The organism is Rhizobium ruizarguesonis (genome assembly GCF_017357285.1).
GTDB classification, from domain to species: domain Bacteria; phylum Pseudomonadota; class Alphaproteobacteria; order Rhizobiales; family Rhizobiaceae; genus Rhizobium; species Rhizobium ruizarguesonis.
Window position 1 is genome coordinate 2,429,780 of record NZ_CP071678.1, and the last position, 20,903, is coordinate 2,450,682.

16 protein-coding genes are annotated in these 20,903 nt (G+C 61.7%); 10 read left to right on the forward strand and 6 right to left on the reverse strand.

From position 1 onward, the window contains the following. Window positions 1-7: 7 nt before the first annotated feature. The 4 genes from J3P73_RS12130 (at window position 8) to J3P73_RS12145 (ending at window position 5,098) form a co-directional block, all read left to right on the forward strand. Window positions 8-793, forward strand: a complete 786-nt coding sequence (locus J3P73_RS12130) for a FadR/GntR family transcriptional regulator (protein ID WP_018494653.1) — start codon at window positions 8-10, stop codon at window positions 791-793. A 164-nt stretch (window positions 794-957) separates the two neighbouring features. Continuing rightward, entirely contained in the window at window positions 958-2,319 is a 1,362-nt protein-coding gene (gene glmU, locus J3P73_RS12135) for a bifunctional UDP-N-acetylglucosamine diphosphorylase/glucosamine-1-phosphate N-acetyltransferase GlmU (protein WP_130664573.1), read from the forward strand. Window positions 2,320-2,427: 108 nt separating this feature from the next. Continuing rightward, window positions 2,428-4,254, forward strand: coding sequence for a glutamine--fructose-6-phosphate transaminase (isomerizing) (gene glmS, locus J3P73_RS12140; RefSeq protein ID WP_130664574.1), 1,827 nt, complete (start codon window positions 2,428-2,430; stop codon window positions 4,252-4,254). 136 nt (window positions 4,255-4,390) lie between these two features. Beyond that, the gene (locus tag J3P73_RS12145; RefSeq protein ID WP_012757426.1) at window positions 4,391-5,098 is read left to right on the forward strand and encodes a DUF502 domain-containing protein; all 708 of its coding nucleotides are present in this window, start codon (window positions 4,391-4,393) and stop codon (window positions 5,096-5,098) included. Between the two features lie 80 nt (window positions 5,099-5,178). Here the strand turns inward: J3P73_RS12145 and recG are convergent, their stop codons facing one another. After that, on the reverse strand, window positions 5,179-7,284 hold the full coding sequence (gene recG, locus J3P73_RS12150) for an ATP-dependent DNA helicase RecG (protein ID WP_130691757.1): 2,106 nt from the start codon (window positions 7,282-7,284) through the stop codon (window positions 5,179-5,181). Between the two features lie 92 nt (window positions 7,285-7,376). On the opposite strand from recG, the gene J3P73_RS12155 reads away from it, so the two are divergent. From J3P73_RS12155 to J3P73_RS12165, 3 genes are all read left to right on the forward strand, one after another. Beyond that, the gene (locus J3P73_RS12155; RefSeq protein ID WP_012757428.1) at window positions 7,377-7,682 is read left to right on the forward strand and encodes an FAD assembly factor SdhE; all 306 of its coding nucleotides are present in this window, start codon (window positions 7,377-7,379) and stop codon (window positions 7,680-7,682) included. Continuing rightward, window positions 7,679-11,182 carry a transcription-repair coupling factor gene (gene mfd, locus J3P73_RS12160; RefSeq protein WP_130688231.1) on the forward strand — a complete coding sequence of 1,168 codons (3,504 nt, stop codon included), beginning with the start codon at window positions 7,679-7,681 and terminating at the stop codon, window positions 11,180-11,182. Before J3P73_RS12155 ends, mfd begins: the two co-directional genes overlap by 4 nt. Before the next feature lie 64 nt (window positions 11,183-11,246). Next, window positions 11,247-11,714, forward strand: a complete 468-nt coding sequence (locus tag J3P73_RS12165) for an OsmC family protein (protein WP_130691759.1) — start codon at window positions 11,247-11,249, stop codon at window positions 11,712-11,714. A gap of 17 nt (window positions 11,715-11,731) precedes the next feature. Here the strand turns inward: J3P73_RS12165 and J3P73_RS12170 are convergent, their stop codons facing one another. Together J3P73_RS12170 and J3P73_RS12175 are read right to left on the reverse strand one after the other, a co-directional pair. Further along, window positions 11,732-12,403 carry a DsbA family oxidoreductase gene (locus J3P73_RS12170; RefSeq protein ID WP_024321976.1) on the reverse strand — a complete coding sequence of 224 codons (672 nt, stop codon included), beginning with the start codon at window positions 12,401-12,403 and terminating at the stop codon, window positions 11,732-11,734. A gap of 65 nt (window positions 12,404-12,468) precedes the next feature. Further along, the gene (locus J3P73_RS12175) at window positions 12,469-14,271 is read right to left on the reverse strand and encodes an extracellular solute-binding protein (protein WP_024321977.1); all 1,803 of its coding nucleotides are present in this window, start codon (window positions 14,269-14,271) and stop codon (window positions 12,469-12,471) included. Window positions 14,272-14,555: 284 nt separating this feature from the next. On the opposite strand from J3P73_RS12175, the gene J3P73_RS12180 reads away from it, so the two are divergent. Further along, complete coding sequence (locus J3P73_RS12180; RefSeq protein ID WP_018069581.1) at window positions 14,556-15,218, forward strand: invasion associated locus B family protein; 663 nt, start codon at window positions 14,556-14,558, stop codon at window positions 15,216-15,218. A 113-nt stretch (window positions 15,219-15,331) separates the two neighbouring features. On the opposite strand, the gene hspQ is transcribed toward J3P73_RS12180, so the two are convergent. The 3 genes from hspQ to J3P73_RS12195 form a co-directional block, all read right to left on the reverse strand. Beyond that, entirely contained in the window at window positions 15,332-15,661 is a 330-nt protein-coding gene (hspQ, locus tag J3P73_RS12185) for a heat shock protein HspQ (RefSeq protein ID WP_003539613.1), read from the reverse strand. Between the two features lie 260 nt (window positions 15,662-15,921). Next, window positions 15,922-17,331 (reverse strand): type I glutamate--ammonia ligase, encoded by a 1,410-nt coding sequence (gene glnA / locus J3P73_RS12190; RefSeq protein WP_011651961.1) that lies wholly within the window; start codon window positions 17,329-17,331, stop codon window positions 15,922-15,924. 78 nt (window positions 17,332-17,409) lie between these two features. Continuing rightward, window positions 17,410-17,748 (reverse strand): P-II family nitrogen regulator, encoded by a 339-nt coding sequence (locus J3P73_RS12195; RefSeq protein ID WP_015339877.1) that lies wholly within the window; start codon window positions 17,746-17,748, stop codon window positions 17,410-17,412. Between the two features lie 344 nt (window positions 17,749-18,092). Between J3P73_RS12195 and J3P73_RS12200 the strand changes: the two genes are divergently transcribed. After that, window positions 18,093-19,565: a bifunctional ADP-dependent NAD(P)H-hydrate dehydratase/NAD(P)H-hydrate epimerase gene (locus J3P73_RS12200; protein WP_018069579.1), complete on the forward strand. Its 1,473-nt coding sequence runs from the start codon at window positions 18,093-18,095 to the stop codon at window positions 19,563-19,565. Window positions 19,566-19,862: 297 nt separating this feature from the next. Next, a complete protein-coding gene (locus J3P73_RS12205; RefSeq protein WP_130688233.1) occupies window positions 19,863-20,885 on the forward strand; it encodes a DUF808 domain-containing protein in 1,023 nt (340 codons plus the stop codon). The last annotated feature ends 18 nt before the right edge of the window (window positions 20,886-20,903 follow it).

Consider the following 20,903-nt stretch of genomic DNA (forward strand, 5'->3'; position numbering starts at 1 on the left):
GGATCGCTTGCGCTACAAATTGGACGAGACACGCAAGACGGGGCGCAGAACCCGGACGAGCCATGCCCAAGTCGTCGACGAACTCGGCAAGGCGATCGTCGCCGGCACCTATCCCGTTGGTTCGATCCTGCCAGGCGATACGGAACTGGCGCAGCGTTTCAAAGTGTCCCGCACCGTCTTGCGTGAAACGATGAAGACGCTCGCCGCCAAGGGCATGGTCGTCGCCAAGGCGCGGGTCGGCACGCGTGTGACCGAAAAGAACCTCTGGAACATGTTCGACAGCGAGATCATCGCCTGGCACTTCGACAACGGTGTGACGGAAGAGTTTCTGCTGCAGCTCTACGATATTCGGCTCGCCTTCGAACCCTTCGCCGCCGGTCTCGTCGCCGAGCGAGCGAATGCTGACGAGATCGAGATGCTGCGCGCGCTCGCGCTCGAAATGGCAGCGGCTGGTCATACGGCCGACAGCCTGGCACTCGCCGACCTTCGTTTTCACCTGGCGATCGCCGAAGCCTCGCACAATCCCTTCATGCGGACACTGGGCAGCCTCATCGAAGCAGCTCTCGTCGGCATGTTCCGGATGAGCACGCCGCCAACCGAAAACGGCTTCGCCAATATCGCCGATACCCATATGCGCATCGTCGATGCGATCGTTTCCGGCGATAACGCCGCCGCGCGCCGCGCGATGGAGGACGTCATCCTGGACGGTCGCATTCATGTGCATGAAGCTTTCGCGGCCCGCGGTTCCGAGGCCGTCACAGGGTCGATTTCGGGCGCAATTTTACCCTTGTGAAGGCTTTGCTTGTCTGCAGGGCCGCGCATCTTTCGAGAGGCGCAAGGGACGCTGCAGCACTTCGAAGTGCTGCATAATTTTATCCTTAAATCGATTCCGATTTAGGGAATTATGCAGTATGAGGCGATAAAGCCGCCTCATGGCGCGGATTCGCGGAGCAAATCATGGAACGCACTTGTCTTGCCGTCATCCTTGCCGCCGGTGACAGCACGCGGATGAAATCCTCGAAATCGAAGGTCCTGCATCCTGTCGCTGGACGGCCGATGATCGCCCACGTGGTCGAGGCGGTGGCCTCTGCCGGCATCTCGTCCGTCGCCCTTGTCGTCGGCCGTGACGCCGAGGACGTGGCAAAGGCGGCAAGCATCGCCGGCGTCAGCATCGAATCCTATCTGCAGAAGGAACGCCTCGGCACCGGCCACGCAGTCTTGGCTGCGCGTGAAGCGATCGCCAAGGGCTACGACGATATCCTCGTCACCTATGGCGACGTGCCGCTCCAGACCGACGGACCGTTGAAGGCTGCCCGCCAGGGCCTTGCCGATGGCAGCGATGTCGTCGTCATCGGCTTCCACACCGACCGCCCGAGTGGCTACGGTCGCCTGCTCGTCAAGGATGGCGAACTCATCGCCATCCGCGAGGAGAAGGACGCGACCGATGCCGAGCGCACCGTCACCTGGTGCAACAGCGGCTTGATGGCGATTAACGGCAGAAAGGCGCTCGACCTTCTCACGCGCATCGGCAATGCCAATGCCAAGGGCGAATTCTATCTGACCGATCTCGTCGAGATCGCCCGTTCGCTCGGCGGACGCGTGACTGCGGTCGACGCTCCCGAGATCGAGATGACCGGCTGCAACACCCGTGCCGAACTCGCCGTCATCGAACGTTTCTGGCAGGAGCGCCGCCGCCACGAGATGATGCTGGCCGGCGTCACCATGATCGCGCCGGAAACGGTCTTTCTTTCCTACGATACCGCCATCGGCCAGGATGCGCTGATCGAGCCGAATGTCGTTTTCGGCCCTGGTGCTGTGATCGACAGCGGCGCCGTCATTCATGCTTTCTCGCATATCGAAGGCGCTCATGTCAGCCAAGGCGCGACCGTCGGTCCCTTCGCGCGGCTGCGGCCGGGTGCAGATCTCGCCAGCGGCGCCAAGGTCGGCAATTTCTGCGAGGTCAAGAACGGCCGGCTGGGCGAGGGCGCCAAGGTCAACCACCTGACTTACATCGGCGATGCCGTCATCGGCGCCGGCAGCAATATCGGCGCCGGCACGATCACCTGCAACTATGACGGCGTCAACAAGAGCGAGACGGTGATCGGCGAAAACGCCTTCATCGGTTCCAACTCCTCGCTGGTCGCGCCGGTAACGATCGGCGACGGCGCCTATATCGGCTCCGGCAGCGTCATCACCGTCGATGTTCCGGCCGATGCACTGGCGCTCGGCCGTGCCCGGCAGGAGATCAAGCCCGGCCGCGCGACGCTGCTGCGTGAGCGTGCGCTGGCCATCAAGGCGGCGAAGAAGGCGAAAGCCTGACCGGCCTTGCGTAACCGGCGGAAATTGAAAGTGACCGTCGAGGTGATTGAGAAATAAGCAGGAATCGTTAGGACTGGCCTCATTGTTGGGGCCTAGTGGGGATGTTGCATGTGTGGAATTGTGGGGATCGTCGGAACTGCGCCTGTTGCCGGGCGCCTGGTCGATGCGCTGAAGCGTCTCGAATATCGCGGTTACGATTCCGCCGGTGTCGCCACCATTCATGACGGCGTGATGGATCGCCGCCGGGCCGAGGGCAAGCTGTTCAATCTGGAAAAGCGCCTCGACAGCGAACCGCTGCCCGGCACCGTCGGCATCGCCCACACGCGCTGGGCGACCCACGGCGTTCCGAACGAGACCAATGCCCATCCGCATTTCGTCGAAGGCGTCGCCGTCGTCCATAACGGCATCATCGAGAACTTCTCCGAGCTTCGCGATGAACTGACCGAGGAGGGTTCGGTCTTCCAAACCCAGACCGACACCGAGGTGGTCGCCCATCTGCTGGCGAAATACCTGCGCGAGGGCCTCGAGCCGCGCGACGCCATGCTGAAGATGCTGAACCGGGTGACCGGCGCCTATGCGCTGGCTGTTATGCTCAAGACCGATCCCGGCACGATCATGGCCGCCCGGTCCGGACCACCGCTTGCCGTCGGCTACGGCCGCGGCGAGATGTTCCTCGGCTCGGATGCGATCGCGCTCTCGCCCTTCACCAACGAGATCACCTATCTCGTCGACGGCGATTTCGCTGTCCTTACCCGCGACGGTGTCTCAGTGCTCGATTTCGCCGGCAAGCCGGTCAAGCGCGCGCGCCAGATCTCGCAGGCGACCGCCTATGTCGTCGACAAGGGCAACCACCGCCATTTCATGGAAAAGGAAATCTACGAGCAGCCGGAGGTGATTTCCCACGCGCTCAGCCATTATGTCGATTTCGCCGAGAACACGATCGGCGCCAATGCCGCCGCGATCGACTTCAAGGCGGCGACCGGCCTTGCGATCTCGGCCTGCGGCACTGCTTATCTCGCCGGCCTCGTCGGCAAATACTGGTTCGAGCGTTATGCTCGCCTGCCTGTTGAGATCGACGTCGCCTCCGAATTCCGCTATCGCGAAATGCCGCTGTCGTCGTCGCAGGTAGCGCTCTTCATTTCACAGTCCGGCGAGACCGCCGATACGCTGGCATCGCTGCGCTATTGCCGCGACAACGGGTTGAAGATCGGCGCCGTCGTCAATGTCCGCGAATCGACGATCGCGCGGGAATCCGACGCCGTCTTCCCGATCATGGCCGGCCCCGAAATCGGCGTTGCCTCGACCAAGGCCTTCACCTGCCAGCTTGCCGTGCTGGCAGCGCTGGCGATCGGTGCCGGCAAGGCGCGCGGCACGGTGAGTGCCGATGAGGAGAGGGCGCTGGTGCGCCATCTCGCCGAAATGCCGCGTATTATGAGCCGGGTGCTGAACCTCATCCAGCCGCAGATGGAAAGCCTGTCGCGCGAGCTGTCGAAGTGCAAGGACGTGCTTTATCTCGGCCGCGGCACCAGCTTCCCGCTCGCCATGGAAGGCGCGCTGAAGCTCAAGGAAATTTCCTATATCCATGCCGAAGGTTATGCCGCTGGCGAATTGAAGCATGGGCCGATCGCGCTGATTGACGAGAACATGCCTGTCATCGTCATCGCCCCCTACGACCGTTTCTTCGAAAAGACCGTCTCGAACATGCAGGAGGTCGCAGCCCGCGGCGGCCGCATCATCTTCATCACCGACGAGGCCGGTGCGGCTGCCTCGAAACTGCCGACCATGGCGACGATCACCCTGCCTGTGGTCGACGAAATCATCGCGCCGATGATCTTCTCGCTGCCGATCCAACTGCTCGCCTATCATACCGCCGTCTTCATGGGCACCGATGTCGACCAGCCGCGCAACCTGGCGAAATCCGTGACGGTGGAATAAGCCTGTAACGCCGCAACCTTCGTTTCGAAACATATTGTGCCAGGCCCCGAATTCTGGCAATTTTGGTTTGCGGACAAGGGGGAAGGGGCGGGCATACCGGCCTGTCCAGGACTGAGATGGAGCTCATCAGGACACGATGACCGACAACACCCCCAGAATGCCGGTCGCGACCCGGTTGAGGAATAATTTTCTAGCAGGGCTGATCATCTGCGCGCCGATCGCGATCACCATCTGGCTGACCTGGACCTTCATCCATTGGTCGGACAGCTGGGTCAGGCCCTATATTCCGGCGCGCTGGAACCCGGAAAGCTATCTCAATTTCGCCATTCCCGGTTTCGGCCTACTGATCGCCATCGTGCTGATCACCGTCGTCGGCTTCCTCGGCAAGAACCTCATCGGCCAGAGCATCGTCCGTTTCGGCGAATCGATCGTCCAGCGCATGCCGCTGGTACGCACGATCTACAGAAGCGTGAAACAGATTTTCGAAACCGTGCTGAAGGAACAGGCGAACTCCTTCAAGAAGGTCGGCCTCATCGAATATCCGGGTCCCGGCCTCTGGGCACTGATCTTCATCGCCACCGACGCCAAGGGCGAAATCGCTTCGAAGTTCAATGCCATGGGCCAGGATATGGTCGCCGTCTTCCTGCCGCCGACGCCGGTGCCGACAGCCGGCTTCCTCATCTTCGTGCCGCGCGAGAAGATCGTCATGCTCGATATGTCGCCGGAAGATGCCGCCAAGTTCCTGATTTCAGGCGGGCTTGTCGCGCCCGAACACAAGCCGGCCGATCCCAAGCAGAAGCATTTGCCGCGGCCGAAGCCGGTGGCGGTTTCCAAAGCTGAATGATGCATGTCGCCCAAAAGTGTTCAGCGGTTTTGGGATAAAGACATGCATGGAAGGAGACTTAAAGCGCGCCGCGGCGCGCTTTATCCAGCCCTGAGAAAACGGATCGCCTCGTCGCGGCGGAAAAGATAGAGCAGGGTGCGGATCGCCGTTCCCCTCTCGGTGGTCAAATCCGGATCGCGCTCGATGAGGTAAGCGGCATCCTTGCGGGCGATCTCCAGCAGGTCGGCATGCGCCTCGAGGCTGGCGATGCGGAATCCCGGCGTGCCGGATTGCCTTGTGCCGAGCAATTCGCCTTCGCCGCGCAGCTTCAGATCCTCCTCGGCAATACGGAAGCCATCCTCCGTCTCCCGCATGATCGAAAGCCTGGCATGGCCGGTCTCGCCGAGTGGTCCCTTGTAGAGCAGGATGCAGGTCGAGGCCTCGTCGCCGCGCCCGACGCGGCCGCGCAGCTGATGCAATTGCGCCAGGCCGAAGCGTTCGGCATGTTCGATCACCATGATCGTCGCATCCGGTACGTCGACACCGACCTCGACGACGGTAGTGGCGACGAGCAGCCGGGTCTCGCCGTTCTTGAACGCCATCATCGCCGCATCCTTCTCCGGCCCGCTCATGCGGCCGTGGATGAGGCCGATGCCGGGGCCAAGTGCGGCGACCAGCGTCGCGTGCCGTTCCTCGGCCGACATCAGGTCGAGCTCCTCGGACTCCTCGACCAGCGGGCAGATCCAGTAGGCCTTCTTGCCCTCGGCGATCGCGCTTTGCAGGCGGCCGACGATTTCGCCAGTCCGTTCCATCGGCACGGTGATCGTCTGGATCGGCTTGCGGCCGGCCGGTTTTTCGGTGAGCTTGGAGACGTCCATGTCGCCGAAGGCGGCGAGCACCAGCGTGCGCGGGATCGGCGTCGCCGTCATGACAAGCATGTGCGGCGAGAGGCCCTTGGCGGTCAGCCGCAGGCGCTGATGCACGCCGAAACGGTGCTGCTCGTCGACGACGGCAAGCATCAGATTGGCGTAGGCGACGCTGTCCTGGAAAAGCGCGTGCGTGCCGATGATGATCTGGGCAGCACCCGAGGCGATGCGCTCCAGGATTTCTTCCCGTTCGCGTCCCTTGGTGCGCCCGGTCAGCACCTCGATGCTCAGCCCGGCGGCGGCGGCGAATTTCGAGATCGTCGCGTGGTGCTGCCGTGCCAGGATTTCGGTCGGCGCCATCAGCACGGCCTGGCCGCCGCTCTCGATCACCGCCGCCATCGCCATCAGCGCTACCAGCGTCTTGCCGGAACCGACATCGCCCTGCAGCAGCCGCAGCATGCGCTCGTTGCCGGCCATATCCTTCAAAACCTCGGCGATCGCCTCGTTCTGGCTTGATGTGAGTGAGAAGGGCAAGGTCTTCAGGATCTTGCTGCTGATGGCGCCGGTCGCAGTGACCGGCTGGCCCGCCACCTTGCGCAGCCTCTGCCGCACAAGGCTCAGCGAGAGCTGGCCGGCGAGGAACTCGTCATAGGCAAGCCGCCGCCGGGCAGGGGCCTGCGGGTCGATATCCCCAGGATCGTGCGGCTCGTGCAGCATGTGGAAACTGTCGCGGATCGATGGCAGGCCCTCTCTCTGCGTCAGTGCCAGATCATCCCATTCCGGCAGCTCGGGAAACCGCGGCAGGCCAGCGTCGATGATCTTGCGCAGCGTCTTCGGCGAGAGCCCCGCCGTCAGCGGATAGATCGGCTCGACCAGCGGCAGGCTCTCCGCCTCGTCAGCCCTGACGATATAATCGGGATGCACCATCGAGGCGCGGCCGTTGAACCAGTCGATCTTGCCGCTGACGGTCACCTCCGCGTCAACAGGTAGTTGCTTTTCCAGCCATGCCGCCTGTCCGCGGAAGAAGACCAGCGTCAGTTCGCCGGTCTCGTCATGCAGGAAGACGCGGTAAGGGATATTGCTTTTGCCGCCCGGCGGTACCTGGTGTCGGTCGACGCGCGCCGTGATCGTCACGATCGCCCCCTGCGGCGCGCGGGCGATGCCTGGCTGGTTGCGCCGGTCGATCAGCGAAAAGGGCGCGTGGAAGAGCAGATCGATGACCCGGCAATCCTCCAGCGTCTCGCGCCCGAGCAGCTTGACCAGCAGGTCGGCGATCTTCGGGCCGACGCCCGGAAGGCCCGAAATGGGGGAAAACAGAGGATCGAGAATGGCGGGGCGCATGCGGCCAAAATGCGATGAACAATGCGGCCTTGGCAAGGCTGACAAGCCGCTTTCCAGGGTCTATAGAGGCGCATCAACAGGAAGGTAATGCCATGACAGGTGTCACGCTCACCAGTGCCGGTCTCGACCCGCGCCGCCGCAGAATCCTTTTCCGCTGCTGGCATCGCGGCATCCGCGAGATGGATCTGGTCTTCGGCCAGTTCGCCGAAGCCGAGGTCGCCAGACTGTCGGAAGCCGAACTCGACGAGTTCGAGACGATCATGGCGGAAGAGGACAATGATCTCGTCCGCTGGATCATGGGAACATGGCCGGTGCCTGAGCGTTTCCAGACACCGATGTTTGCCCGCATCGCTGCCTACAAGCCCGATTTCGACAAGCCCCTCAGGACGCCGGAATGATCCCTGGTTTCGATGCGAAGAAGCTTGCGGCCATTGCCGAGCCGCTGACGATCGGCAATGTGCCGGCAGGTCTTGAGACGCTGCTGCTCGCGGAGCTCGCCCGAACGGGAGAGCCGGTCGCCTATGTCATGTCCGACGGTCATCGCATGGCCGATCTCGAGCAGATGCTGGGCTTCGTCGCCCCCGACATTCCGGTTCTCACTCTGCCGGCCTGGGACTGTCTGCCTTATGACCGCGTCTCGCCAAGCGCCGACACCTCGGCCCGCCGGCTTGCCGCACTCGGCGGCCTCATCGCCCATCGCAAGAAGCCGCATGCGGCAATCGTGCTCGTCACCGCCAATGCCATGCTGCAGAAGGTGGCGCCGCAGGATGTCATCGAAAGCCTGACTTTCTCGGCCCGTCCCGGCAACCAGCTGCGCATGGACGATCTCGCCGGTCGTCTGGAACGCAACGGTTTCGAGCGCGTCGCGACCGTTCGCGAGGTCGGTGAATATGCCGTGCGCGGCGGCATTCTCGACGTCTTCGTGCCGGGTTCCGAAGAGCCGGTCCGCCTCGATTTCTTCGGCGACACGCTGGAGAGCATCCGCAGCTTCGATCCGGCCAGCCAGCGCACGACAGGGCAGGTGCGCTCCCTTGATCTCAACCCGATGAGCGAAGTGACGCTGACGCCGGATACGATCAGCCGCTTCCGCAAGAATTACCTCTCCGCTTTCGGCGCGACCACACGCGACGACGCGCTCTATCTCGCCGTCTCCGAAGGCCGCCGTTACCCCGGCATGGAGCACTGGCTGCCGCTCTTCTACGAGAAACTCGATACCGTCTTCGATTATCTCAGCGGCTTCCGGATCGTCATCGACCATACGGTACGTGAGGCAGCCGATGAGCGCTCCAAGCTCGTTTTTGATTATTATGACGCCCGCCTGAATTCCGGCCAGCCGGCCAAGGGCCAGATGACGCAGGGCACGCCCTACAAGCCGGTGACGCCGGGCCAGCTCTATCTCGACAGCAAGCTTTTCGTCAAAACCCTCGACGCGCTCGGCGCGATCCGCATCAGCCCCTTCAACGAGCATGAGGGCGAGGCGCGGCGGGTCGTCAATGTCGACGCCCGCCAGAGCCAGCGCTGGGCGCGTTCGAATGCCGAAGGCGGCGGCGATGCCGAACGCATCAACATCTTCGACGTCGTCGTCAAGCATATTGCCGATCGCCGTGCCGCCGGCGCCAAAGTGCTCGTCACCGCCTGGACCGAAGGTTCGCTGGAGCGGCTACTGCAGGTGCTGAACGAGCATGGCCTGGAAAAGGTCAAGCCGATCGAGGCGCTGAAGGATGTCGGTTCGCTGGCGAGAGGCGAGGCGGCCGCTGCCGTGCTCAGTCTCGAAGCCGGCTTCGAGGCCGGCGACCTCGTCGTCATCGGCGAGCAGGACATCCTCGGCGACCGCATGGTGCGCCGCTCCAAGCGCCGCAAGCGCGCAGCCGATTTCATCTCGGAAGTCGCGGGCCTCGACGAAGGCTCGATCGTCGTCCACGCCGAACACGGCATCGGCCGTTTTATAGGGCTCAGGACCATCGAGGCCGCTGGTGCTCCGCATGCCTGCCTTGAGCTGCAATATGCCGACGAGGCCAAGCTGTTCCTGCCGGTCGAAAACATCGATCTTCTCTCGCGCTACGGCGGCGAGGGCACCGAAGCCCAACTCGACAAGCTCGGTGGCGGCGCCTGGCAGATGCGCAAGGCCAAGCTCAAGAAGCGCCTGCTCGACATGGCCGATGCGCTGATCCGCATCGCCGCCGAGCGCCTGACGCGCCATGCGCCGATGCTGACGACGCCGGAGGGCCTTTACGACGAATTCGCTGCCCGCTTCCCCTATGACGAGACCGAGGACCAGGATAACGCCATCGAGGCGGTGCGCTCCGATCTCGGCGCCGGCCGACCGATGGACCGTCTGGTCTGCGGCGACGTCGGTTTTGGCAAGACCGAAGTGGCGCTACGCGCCGCTTTCGTCGCGGCAATGAACGGCGCCCAGGTCGCCGTCGTCGTGCCGACGACGCTGCTTTCCCGCCAGCATTTCAAGACCTTTTCCGACCGTTTCCGCGGTCTGCCGGTGCGTATCCAGCAGGCCTCGCGCCTCGTCGGCGCCAAGGAGCTGGCGCTGACCAAGAAGGAAGTGGCGGAAGGCAAGACCGATATCGTCGTCGGCACCCATGCGCTGCTCGGCGCCGGCATCAAATTCGCCAATCTCGGTCTGCTCGTCATCGATGAGGAGCAGCATTTCGGCGTCAAGCACAAGGAGCGGCTGAAGGAACTGAAAAGCGACGTGCACGTGCTGACGCTGTCGGCAACGCCGATCCCACGCACCCTGCAGCTTGCCATGACCGGCGTGCGCGAATTGTCGCTGATCACCACGCCGCCGGTCGACCGCATGGCGGTGCGCACCTTCATCTCGCCCTTCGACAGCCTGGTCATCCGCGAGACGCTGATGCGCGAGCATTATCGCGGCGGCCAGAGCTTCTATGTCTGCCCCAGGCTTGCCGATCTCGAGGACGTGCATGCCTTCCTGCAGTCCGATGTGCCGGAGCTGAAGGTCGCCATTGCCCATGGCCAGATGCCGGCCGGCGAACTCGAAGACATCATGAACGCCTTTTATGAAGGCCGCTACGATGTGCTGTTGTCCACAACCATCGTCGAATCCGGCCTCGACGTGCCCACAGCCAATACGCTGATCGTCCACCGTGCCGACATGTTCGGCCTTGCCCAGCTCTATCAGCTGCGTGGCCGCGTAGGCCGCTCGAAGGTGCGCGCTTTCGCCCTCTTCACCCTGCCGGTCAACAAGGTGCTGACGGCCACCGCCGAACGCCGCCTCAAGGTGCTGCAGTCGCTGGATACGCTCGGAGCCGGTTTCCAGCTGGCAAGCCACGATCTCGATATTCGCGGCGCCGGCAACCTGCTCGGCGAGGAGCAGTCAGGCCATATCAAGGAAGTCGGCTTCGAACTTTATCAGCAGATGCTGGAAGAGGCGGTCGCCGAGGTCAAGGGTGTCGACGAGATCCACGATACCGGCTGGTCGCCGCAGATCTCGGTCGGCACGACGGTGATGATCCCGGAAACTTACGTTCCCGACCTGCATCTGCGCATGGCGCTCTACCGCCGTCTCGGGGAAATCACTGAACTCAAAGAGATCGACGGCTTCGGCGCCGAGATGATCGACCGCTTCGGCCCGATGCCGATCGAAGTCCAGCACCTGCTGAAGATCGTCTACATCAAGTCGCTCTGCCGCACCGCCAATGTCGAAAAGCTCGATGCCGGCCCGAAGGGTGTCGTCGTGCAGTTCCGCAACAAGGAATTCCCCAACCCGGCAAACCTCGTCGGTTATATCGGCAAGCAGGGCACGATGGCAAAGATCCGCCCCGATCACAGCCTGTTCCTGACCCGCGACTTGCCGACGCCGGAAAAACGCCTGCAGGGCGCTGCCGTCATCATGACGCAGCTGGCCGAATTCGCGAAATAGAGCAATTCCAGCAAAACTGTGCCACGGTTTTGCGTCCTGAATTGCGTGGAAAAAGGAGATGGAGATGGGAACATACGGCGCAACGATCGCCTGGCAGCGCAACGGCGAGACCTTCACCGACAACCGCTACAGCCGCGCCCACCGCTGGACCTTCGACGGCGGCATCGAGGTGAGGGCGTCCTCTTCCGCGCTTGTCGTGCCGCTGCCCTATTCCGCCGAGGATGCCGTTGATCCGGAAGAGGCTTTCGTCGCTTCGCTCTCCAGCTGCCACATGCTCTGGTTCCTGTCGATCGCAGCAAAACAGCGCTTTTGCGTCGACAGCTACACCGATGCCGCCGAGGGCATCATGGAGAAGAATGCCGACGGCCGCCTCGCCATGACCGTCGTGACCCTCCGTCCGCATGTCGTCTTCAGCGGCGAAAAGCAGCCCTCGCTCAGCGAGTTGGAAAGCCTTCACCATCGCGCCCACGACGAATGTTTCATCGCCAATTCGGTGAAGACCGAGGTGCGCTGCGTTCCGATTCTGGGCTGAAGCTGGAGCCGTCGGCGTCAGTTCATGCCTGATCGCGCCTCGGCTTTCGCCTTGGCGATATCGCGCAATGCATTGGCCAGCACGTCCGGCGTTTGTGCGCCGCTGACGGCATATTGCTGGTCGAAGATGAAGAACGGCACGCCGTTGACGCCCATCTCCTGCGCCGCGGTGATCTCGGCGACGATCAGATCCCGATCGGCATCGGAGGCAAGCAGCGAGGCGATGACCGAGCGATCAAGGCCGGCCTTGTCGGCGATATCGAGCAGTACCGCGTGGTCGCCGACATTGCGGCCTTCCTCGAAATTCGCCTTGAACAGCGCGGCAACGACCTTGTCCTGCTTCTCGCGGCCTTCGATCATCGCCCAGTGGATCAGTCGATGCGCGTCGAGCGTGTTCGGGCCGATCTTGATCGCTTCGAAATTGAAGGCGATGCCGACTTCGCGGCCGTAATCGGTGAGCATCTTGTGCGCCTGCGCCACGCGCTCCTCGCCGCCGAGCTTCTCAGCCAGCGCCTTCTTCTGGTCGACGCCTTCCTTGGGATAGTCGGGATTGAGCCGGTACGGCCGCCAGTTGATGTCGACGCCGATTACGTCCTGCACCTCGGCGATGGCGAGCTCCAGCCGTGCCTTGCCGAGATAGCACCAGGGGCAGACGACATCCGAGACGACGTCGATGGTGATACGCTCCATGATGATTTTCCTTATTCTGTGCGTCTCCAAGGGAGACATTTGAGCCGGGGTGGTTCGGCTGCTTCTTATTGGGCGCTCGTATCCCACCATAGCGGCAGCTGGTAGCCGTAGAGCGGCACCGTGTCGGGATGGCCGATGCGTTTGCTGCGCGCCACCCATTGCTGACCCATATGATAGAGCGGCAGCACGTAATGGCTGGACAGCAGCAGCCGGTCGTAAGAGCGCACCGCTGCTGTGAAATCCTCCGCCGAGCGCGCCCGGAGCAGGTGATCGATCAACGCATCGAGATCGGCGTCGGCAGCGCCTGCGAAGCTGTCGCTGCCCTCGCGGGTCTTCGCGGCCGAAGACCAGCGGCCGAGCTGTTCGTTTCCAGGCGATAGCGAGGACGTGTAGGACTTCATGATCATGTCGTAGTCGAAACTGTTCGTCCGGCTCTGATACTGCGAATCGTCGACCGTGCGAATCGAAGCGGCAATGCCGATGGTCTGCAGTGAACGCTGGTAGGCGACGGCAAGCTTCTCCTGGTCGGCATTCTGCGTCATGATCTCGAAGGCGAGCTGGCGGCCGGAGGCATCGAGCATCTTGCCGCCCTGGATCGTATAACCGCCCTGTTTCAGCAGCTCGACGCCCTGTTTCAGCACATTGCGGTCGCGGCCGGAGCCGTCGGTGACCGGCAGCTTGTAGGTGCCGTCGAGAATCTCCGGGGCAATTTTGTCCTTGATCGGCCCAAGCAGGGCAAGCTCGGCCGCATTGGCGGGGACGCCAAAACTCGACAGCTCGGAATTCTGCCAGAAGCTCTGCGTGCGCTTGTAAGCGCCGGAATAGAGGTTCTTGTTCGCCCATTCGAAATCGAACACCATCGACAGGCCTTCGCGCACCTTGAGATCGGCAAAGATCGGCCGGCGCGTGTTGAACACGAAGCCGAGCATGCCGCTCGGCAGTTTCGGCGTGAACACGTCCTTGACCACGGCCCCCGAGGTAACGGCGGGGAAATTATAGGCATTGGCCCAATGACCGGGATTGCCGTCGGGATAGATGTCGACATCGCCTTTCTTGAAGGCCTCGAACAGCGTCGTATCCTGCAGGAAATACTGGACGGTGATCTGGTCGTAATTGTCGGTGCCGACCTTGGCGGGAATGTCCTTGCCCCAATAGTTCGGATCGCGCTCATAGGTGATGCTCTCGCCGGGCTTCACCGTCTTCACCTTGTAGGGACCGGACCCGACCGGCGGCGTCAGCGACGAACGGTCGAAGGTTTCTGGGTCGATCGCATGTTTCGGCAGCACCGGGAACAGGCCGAAGATCAACGGCGTTTCGCGGTCGGCCTTGTCGTTGAAGGTGAAACGCACGCTGTGCTCGCCGACCTTCTCCATTTTGGCGACGACGTTGAGGCGGTTGGCGAAGGGCACGCGGCCCTTGTCGCGCATCAGCTCGAAGGTGAACATCACGTCCTCGGGCGTCACCGGCTGGCCATCGGCCCATTTCGCCTTCGGATTGAGGTTGAACTGGATGAAGCTCCGGTCGTCATCCCATTCGACCGTCTCGGCAAGCAGGCCGTAGAGCGTGAAGGGCTCGTCCCTGGAGCGCTGCATCAGCGATTCGTAGACGAGATTGCCATAATCCGGATCCCACATGCCGCGCGCCGTCGTGCGCATGCTCTTCAGGATGAACGGGTTGAGGCTATCGAAGGTACCGACCACGCCATAGGTGATCTTGCCGCCTTTTTTCACGTCGGGATTGACGTAAGGGAAGTGCTTGTAATCCGGTGGTAAAGCCGGTTCGCCGTGCATCGCGATGCCGTGCAGCGGCTCGGCGGCGACCGTGCCGCACAGCAGCGAGAGGACGAGGGGGACGACGATACGGAGCATTCGGCAATCCTTGATCCGTGAAAACGGGCATGATTCACCGCGGAGATTATCATGGGGTCGACCGATTCCAACACGGAGCGGCGATTTCTTTGGCATGGCGACGAAATGCACCTCAAATTGCCAAAGAAATGCTGGATATCTTGAACGCTGCGATGTAACAGGTGAACCCGAAGTTTCGGGGTCATGCATTTGCCTTATTTTTTTAAGAGGTGGAGTGCCGAACGACCCGATGGTTGGGGCGGCAAACCGTTGCCCCGAACGGATATCAGGAGACGGAATTCGTTATGATGTTCAAGTCTGAAAAGAAAATGCGGGCAGCGCTGTCCGTTCTGGCAGTGGTGTTCGGCGCTTCGGCTCCGGTCTCCTCCTTCGCACAGGATGCGGCGGCACAGGCTCCGGCCGATGCCCCGGCACAGGCCGCAGGAGCGCCGAAGCTCGGCTGGTACAAGACCTGCAGCAAGCAGGAAGACAACGACATCTGTGTTGTCCAGAACCTGATCCTCGCCAATGGCGGCCAGCTCGTCACGGCCGTCGGCCTGATCTCGGTTTCCGGCAAGATCAACCGCAAGCTCCTGCAGGTCTCGGTTCCCACCGCACGCCTCGTTCCTCCGGGCGTCCTCATGCAGATCGACGGCGGCAAGGGCCAGAAGCTCGACTACGCTGTCTGCCTGCCGGACAAGTGCACCGCTGAAATTCCGCTGACCGACGCGATGATCGCCAGCCTCAAGAAGGGCAGCGACGTGATCTTCACCTCGATCAACTTCCGCCGCGCTCCGAACCCGATCAAGATTTCGCTTGAAGGCTTCACCGGTGCTTATGACGGCGAACCGGTTTCCGAATCCAAGCTCGCTGAAAGCCAGCGCAGCCTGCAGGACAGCATGCAGAAGAAGGCCGAAGAAGCCCGCAAGAAGCTGGAAGACGCCCAGAAGGCAGCCAAGGCGCAGTAATCCTGCCATCATCTCTAAGCAGAAACCCGGCTTTGCGCCGGGTTTTTTGTTGCGCAAAGAAAAGGCCTCGCCGGGAGAAGCGAGGCCTTGATTCAACGATCGGCACGACTGACTTAGTGGGCGAAGCTCATCTTGGGTTTGAACTGCCCTGACGGGGCCTGATCGAAAATCTGGTAGATCTGTGGGTTGCGAAGCGGCGTGCCGCTCTCGTCATTCATCAGGTTCTGCTCGGAGACATAAGCAACATATTCGCTTTCGTCATTTTCAGCGAGCAAGTGATAGAAGGGCTGGTCCCTGCTCGGGCGCACCTCGGCCGGAATGGAATTCCACCATTCCTCCGTATTCGCGAACTCCGGATCAACGTCGAAGATGACGCCGCGAAACGGAAATACCTTGTGCCGAACCACTTCGCCGATACTGAACTTTGCTACTCTTTCTTTCATGGTGCGACTTCCTTTCATCACCAAATTTGGTGATTGGTGTCGCGCAAATCAAGATTTTTGCGCGAGTTCGTCACATGAACGTCATATCCTCCTTCTGCATAATTCCTTAAATCGGAATCGATTTAAGGACAAAATTATGCAGCACTCCAAGTTCTACAGCGTCCTTTGCGCGTCTGAAAGACGCGCGGCGCTGTAGTGGCGTCCATGACCTGGGAGGCGAAAGCCCCGGCGGGCCGGGACTTTCTGTGTTCAGAGCCCAATTAGGCCGAATAGTACATGTCGTATTCGACCGGATGCGGCGTCATTTCGAAACGCATCACCTCAGCCATCTTCAGCTCGATGAAGGCATCGATCTGATCGTCGTCGAAGACGCCGCCGGCCGTCAGGAACTTGCGGTCCTTGTCGAGGCTTTCGAGTGCTTCGCGCAAGCTGCCGCAGACGGTCGGGATCTTCTTCAATTCCTTCGGCGGCAGATCGTAGAGATCCTTGTCCATGGCCTTGCCGGGATGGATCTTGTTCTTGATGCCGTCGAGGCCGGCCATCAGCATGGCGGCGAAGGCGAGATAGGGATTGGCGGTCGGATCCGGGAAGCGGACTTCGACGCGTTTGGCCTTCGGGTTGGAGCCGAACGGAATGCGGCAGGAGGCCGAGCGGTTGCGGGCCGAATAGGCGAGCAGCACAGGTGCTTCGTAACCCGGGACGAGACGCTTGTAGGAGTTCGTCGACGGATTGGTGAAAGCGTTGATCGCCTTGGCATGCTTGATGATGCCGCCGATATAAAACAGGCAGCTCTCGGAAAGACCGGCATATTCGTCGCCGGCAAAGGTCGGCTTGCCGCCCTTCCAGATCGACTGGTGCACGTGCATGCCCGAGCCGTTGTCACCGAAGATCGGCTTCGGCATGAAGGTCGCCGTCTTGCCATAGGCGTTGGCCACCTGGTGCACGACGTATTTGTAGATCTGCATCTTGTCGGCGTTGCGCACCAGCGTATCGAACTTGATACCGAGTTCGTGCTGGGCGGCCGCGACTTCATGGTGATGCTTTTCGACGACGACGCCCATCTCGGAGAGCACCGTCAGCATTTCCGAACGCATGTCCTGGGCGCTGTCGACGGGGGGAACCGGGAAGTAGCCGCCCTTGACGCGCGGGCGATGGCCGAGGTTGCCGGTCTCGTAATCGGTGTCGTCGTTCGACGGCAGTTCGGTCGAATCGAGCTTGAAGCCGGTATTGTAAGGATCGGCCTTGTACTTGACGTCGTCGAAGACGAAGAATTCGGCTTCCGGGCCGACGAAAACCGTATCGCCGATGCCGGATGCCTTGAGGTAGGCTTCGGCCTTCTTGGCGGTGCCGCGCGGATCGCGGTTATAGGCCTCGCCGGAGACCGGATCGAGGATGTCGCAGACGATGACCATGGTCGACTGTGCGAAGAACGGGTCCATATGCACCGTTTCGGTGTCGGGCATCAGCACCATGTCGGACTCGTTGATGGCCTTCCAGCCGCCGATCGAGGAGCCGTCGAACATCACGCCGTCAGCGAACATGTCCTCATCGACGCAGACAACGTCCATCGTCACATGCTGCAGCTTGCCCTTCGGGTCGGTGAAACGCAGATCGACGAACTTTACGTCGTTCTCCTTGATCTGCTTCAGAATTTCGCTTGCGGTCGCCATTAAGTAGTTTCCTCCGATTTGCGATGACGGTGTGGGTCGGCGATGACGGTAACGGACTTTGCGCGATTGGCAAAGTGGTCAGATGGCATCAATGCCGGTCTCGCCGGTGCGGATGCGGATAACCTCTTCGACGTTGGAGACGAAGATCTTTCCGTCGCCGATGCGGCCGGTCTGCGCCGCCTTGCGGATCGCTTCAATGACCGCTTCCGCGTTCTCGTCGGCCAGTACAACCTCGACTTTTACCTTCGGCAGGAAATCGACGACGTATTCGGCTCCGCGGTAGAGTTCCGTGTGGCCCTTCTGACGGCCGAAACCCTTGGCTTCCGTGACCGTGATACCCTGCAGACCGACTTCCTGAAGGGCTTCCTTCACTTCGTCCAGCTTGAAAGGCTTAATGATCGCTTCGATCTTTTTCATGAGAAAATGTCTCTCCGCTTCTCCTGTTATGGCAGGAATTTTCCCGCTCGCCGGATATGATGCAGATATCGTGCCAGTTTGAAATCCATCTTCTCGAAAAAAGACGTCGATTCTGTCAAAAACGGCGCGTTTGCGGGGAATTCCATGTGGTTTTGGTGGCGGAACAGGTGGAAAAACATTGTCTCCGATCAAAAACACATCCGAAACGGAAAAAGTCAGGTATTTTCGCAACTGCGAATACACATCTCGAGGCGGTGAAAATATAGGCAAATGATTAAATTGCGTTCTTCTCTTTGGTATTTCAGGCGGTTGTTTTTTAGGCGTTTTTTGATTGAATAGGAATGATGATCAAACATCTGTCCGACCTTCTTCTTACGCCCGCCGAAATGGCCGCCGTCGATACGGCCGCTGCCGCATCCGGCATCGATTCCTTCGCCCTGATGGAAAGGGCAGGCGCCGCAGTTGCGGCCGCGGCTCTGCGCCTTCATCCCGGAGCGTTGCGCTTCGTCGCGTTTTGCGGACCCGGCAACAATGGCGGCGACGCCTATGTCGCAGCACGTCATCTGCAGCAGAGCGGGGCGAGGGTGGCGCTGTTCCACCTCGGCGATCCCGTGAGGCTGAAGGGCGATGCCGCCCGCGCCCGCATCGGCTGCGAATTGAAGGGACAGGAACTCGACCTCTATCGGCCCGAAACCGGCGACGTCGTCATCGATGGCCTGTTCGGGGCGGGGCTTGGCCGCGCGGTGTCAGACGATGTGCGCGCGCTGATCGGCCGCGTCACGCAGGCCGATATTCCGGTGCTCGCCATCGATCTGCCCTCCGGCCTTGATGGCCGCACCGGCAAGGTGCTGGGTGCCGCCTTCCGGGCCCACAACACCATCACCTTCATGACCCGTAAGCCCGGCCATCTGCTGATGCCGGGCAGGGAGCTTTGCGGTGAATTGGAGGTCTTCGATATCGGCATTCCCGCCCGCATCATCAGGGCTGAGGCGGGCGGTCTCATCGCCGAGAACACGCCGGATGCCTGGAAGAGTGCGCTGCCGGCCGAGCAACTGGAAACCCACAAATACAAGCGTGGTCATCTGGTCGTCTTCTCAGGCGAGGCCGACAAGACGGGTGCGGCGCGCATGTCGGCGATCTCGGGCCTGAAGGCCGGCGCCGGCCTGGTGACGATCGCCGCCCCCCGCGCGGCGATGGCGGCCAATGCCGCGCATCTCACCGCCGTCATGCTGCATGCCATCGACGACGAGGCCGACCTCGGCGACTGGCTCTCGGACAAGCGGCTGCAGACCTTCGTCCTCGGCCCGGGTTTCGGCATTGGCGCCAGGGCGCGCGGCTTCGTCTCGGCCCTTGCTGATCGCCATCTGGTGCTCGATGCCGATGGCATCTCCTCGTTCAAGGACGATCCGCAACAGCTGTTTAATCTTTTCCGGGGTGAGCCGCGTCTGGTGCTGACGCCGCACGAAGGCGAATTCGCGCGGCTCTTTCCCGATATCGGCGGCGACGAAGCGCTCGGCAAGGTGGATAAGGCCTTGGCCGCCGCCCGCCGCGCCAATGCCGCGATTATCTACAAAGGCGCCGATACCGTCATCGCCGCGCCAGACGGCCGTGCGCTCATCAATACCAACGCTCCCGTCTGGCTTGCCACCGCCGGTTCCGGCGACGTGCTTGCCGGCATCATCGGCGGATTGCTCGCCCAGGGCCTGCCGGCCTTCGAGGCCGCGGCTGCCGGCGTCTGGCTGCACGGCAAGGCTGGCCAACGCGCCGGCAAAGGGCTGACGGCAGAGGAGCTTGCAGCCGAAGTATTGCCGCTTTAGAGCGCCTGCCCGCTGCTGGCCTTCTGCACCTTGAACGCAGAATCTGGACCGTCACCCGACATGTCTGACTGTGGCGCAGTCTGGGATTGTTTTACAATTGTAAATGCGGGTTTCGCAGAAACGGGAACGGCAGGTCCGTCCTCCGCTGGACGAGGCGGGTTGAGCCCGATGCCGGCTGAATAACGGCCATTGTCGTCGCGCTCCTTGCGTGGCATCTTCCCGGCGGAGGATTCCACGTCTCATTGACGGGCTTTCCGTTTTTTACTGCGTAAGTCTGTCTTCTCGACGGAGGCTCGAATGAGTATTGGCCTGATCGCCCTTCTTGATGATATCGCGGCATTGGCCAAGGTGGCTGCGGCGTCGCTCGACGATATTGCCGGCCAGGCGGCCAAGGCAGGCGCGAAAGCGGCTGGCGTCGTCATTGATGATGCGGCCGTCACACCCCGCTATGTCACCGGATTTTCGGCAGCACGCGAATTGCCGATCATCGGCAAGATCACGCTCGGCTCGCTGAAGAACAAGCTTCTGATCCTGCTTCCGGCAGCACTGATCCTGAGCCTTGTCGCACCGCAGGCGATCACGCCGCTGCTGATGATCGGCGGGCTTTATCTCTGCTACGAGGGTGTGGAAAAAGTCTACGAACTGGTGATGCCGCATGCAGCCCATGCCCATGAATCGGCACTCGAGACGACAAGCCTCGATGCCAAATCGCTAGAAGACGAGAAGGTTGCCGGCGCAATCAAGACGGATTTCATCCTGTCGGCCGAAATCATGGCGATTACGCTCGCCGCGGTGCCGTCAGGCAGCATGTTCACGCAAGCCCTCATCCTCGCCGTCGTTGGGCTGGGGATCACGATCATGGTCTATGGCGGCGTGGCGCTTATCGTGAAGGCCGATGATCTGGGTCTGATGCTGGCGCGTCTGCGGACGGCATCTCCGATGGGCGCCGTCTTGCGTTCGATCGGGAAGGGGCTTGTCACAGGCATGCCTTATTTTCTGAAAGTGCTCGGCATCGTCGGAACGGCCGCCATGATCTGGGTCGGCGGCGGCATAATCGTTCATGGCCTCGAAGCCTACGGGATCGGCGGCCTTGCGCATCTGATCCATGATGCCGGTGAGGCGACGACGCATGCCATTCCCGTTCTGGCATCGGTGCTGCGCTGGATCGTCGAGGCCGCAGGCGCGGGCATCGTCGGTATCGTCGCCGGCTTGATCGCAATTCCGGTCACAGGCTACGCCGTCTCGCCGCTATGGCGGTACCTCAAATCGCTCCTGCCGCGCCGCCGGCGGAAAGAGGCGCTGGCGAACGGGAAAAAATAAAGCCAGAGTCCATCGACG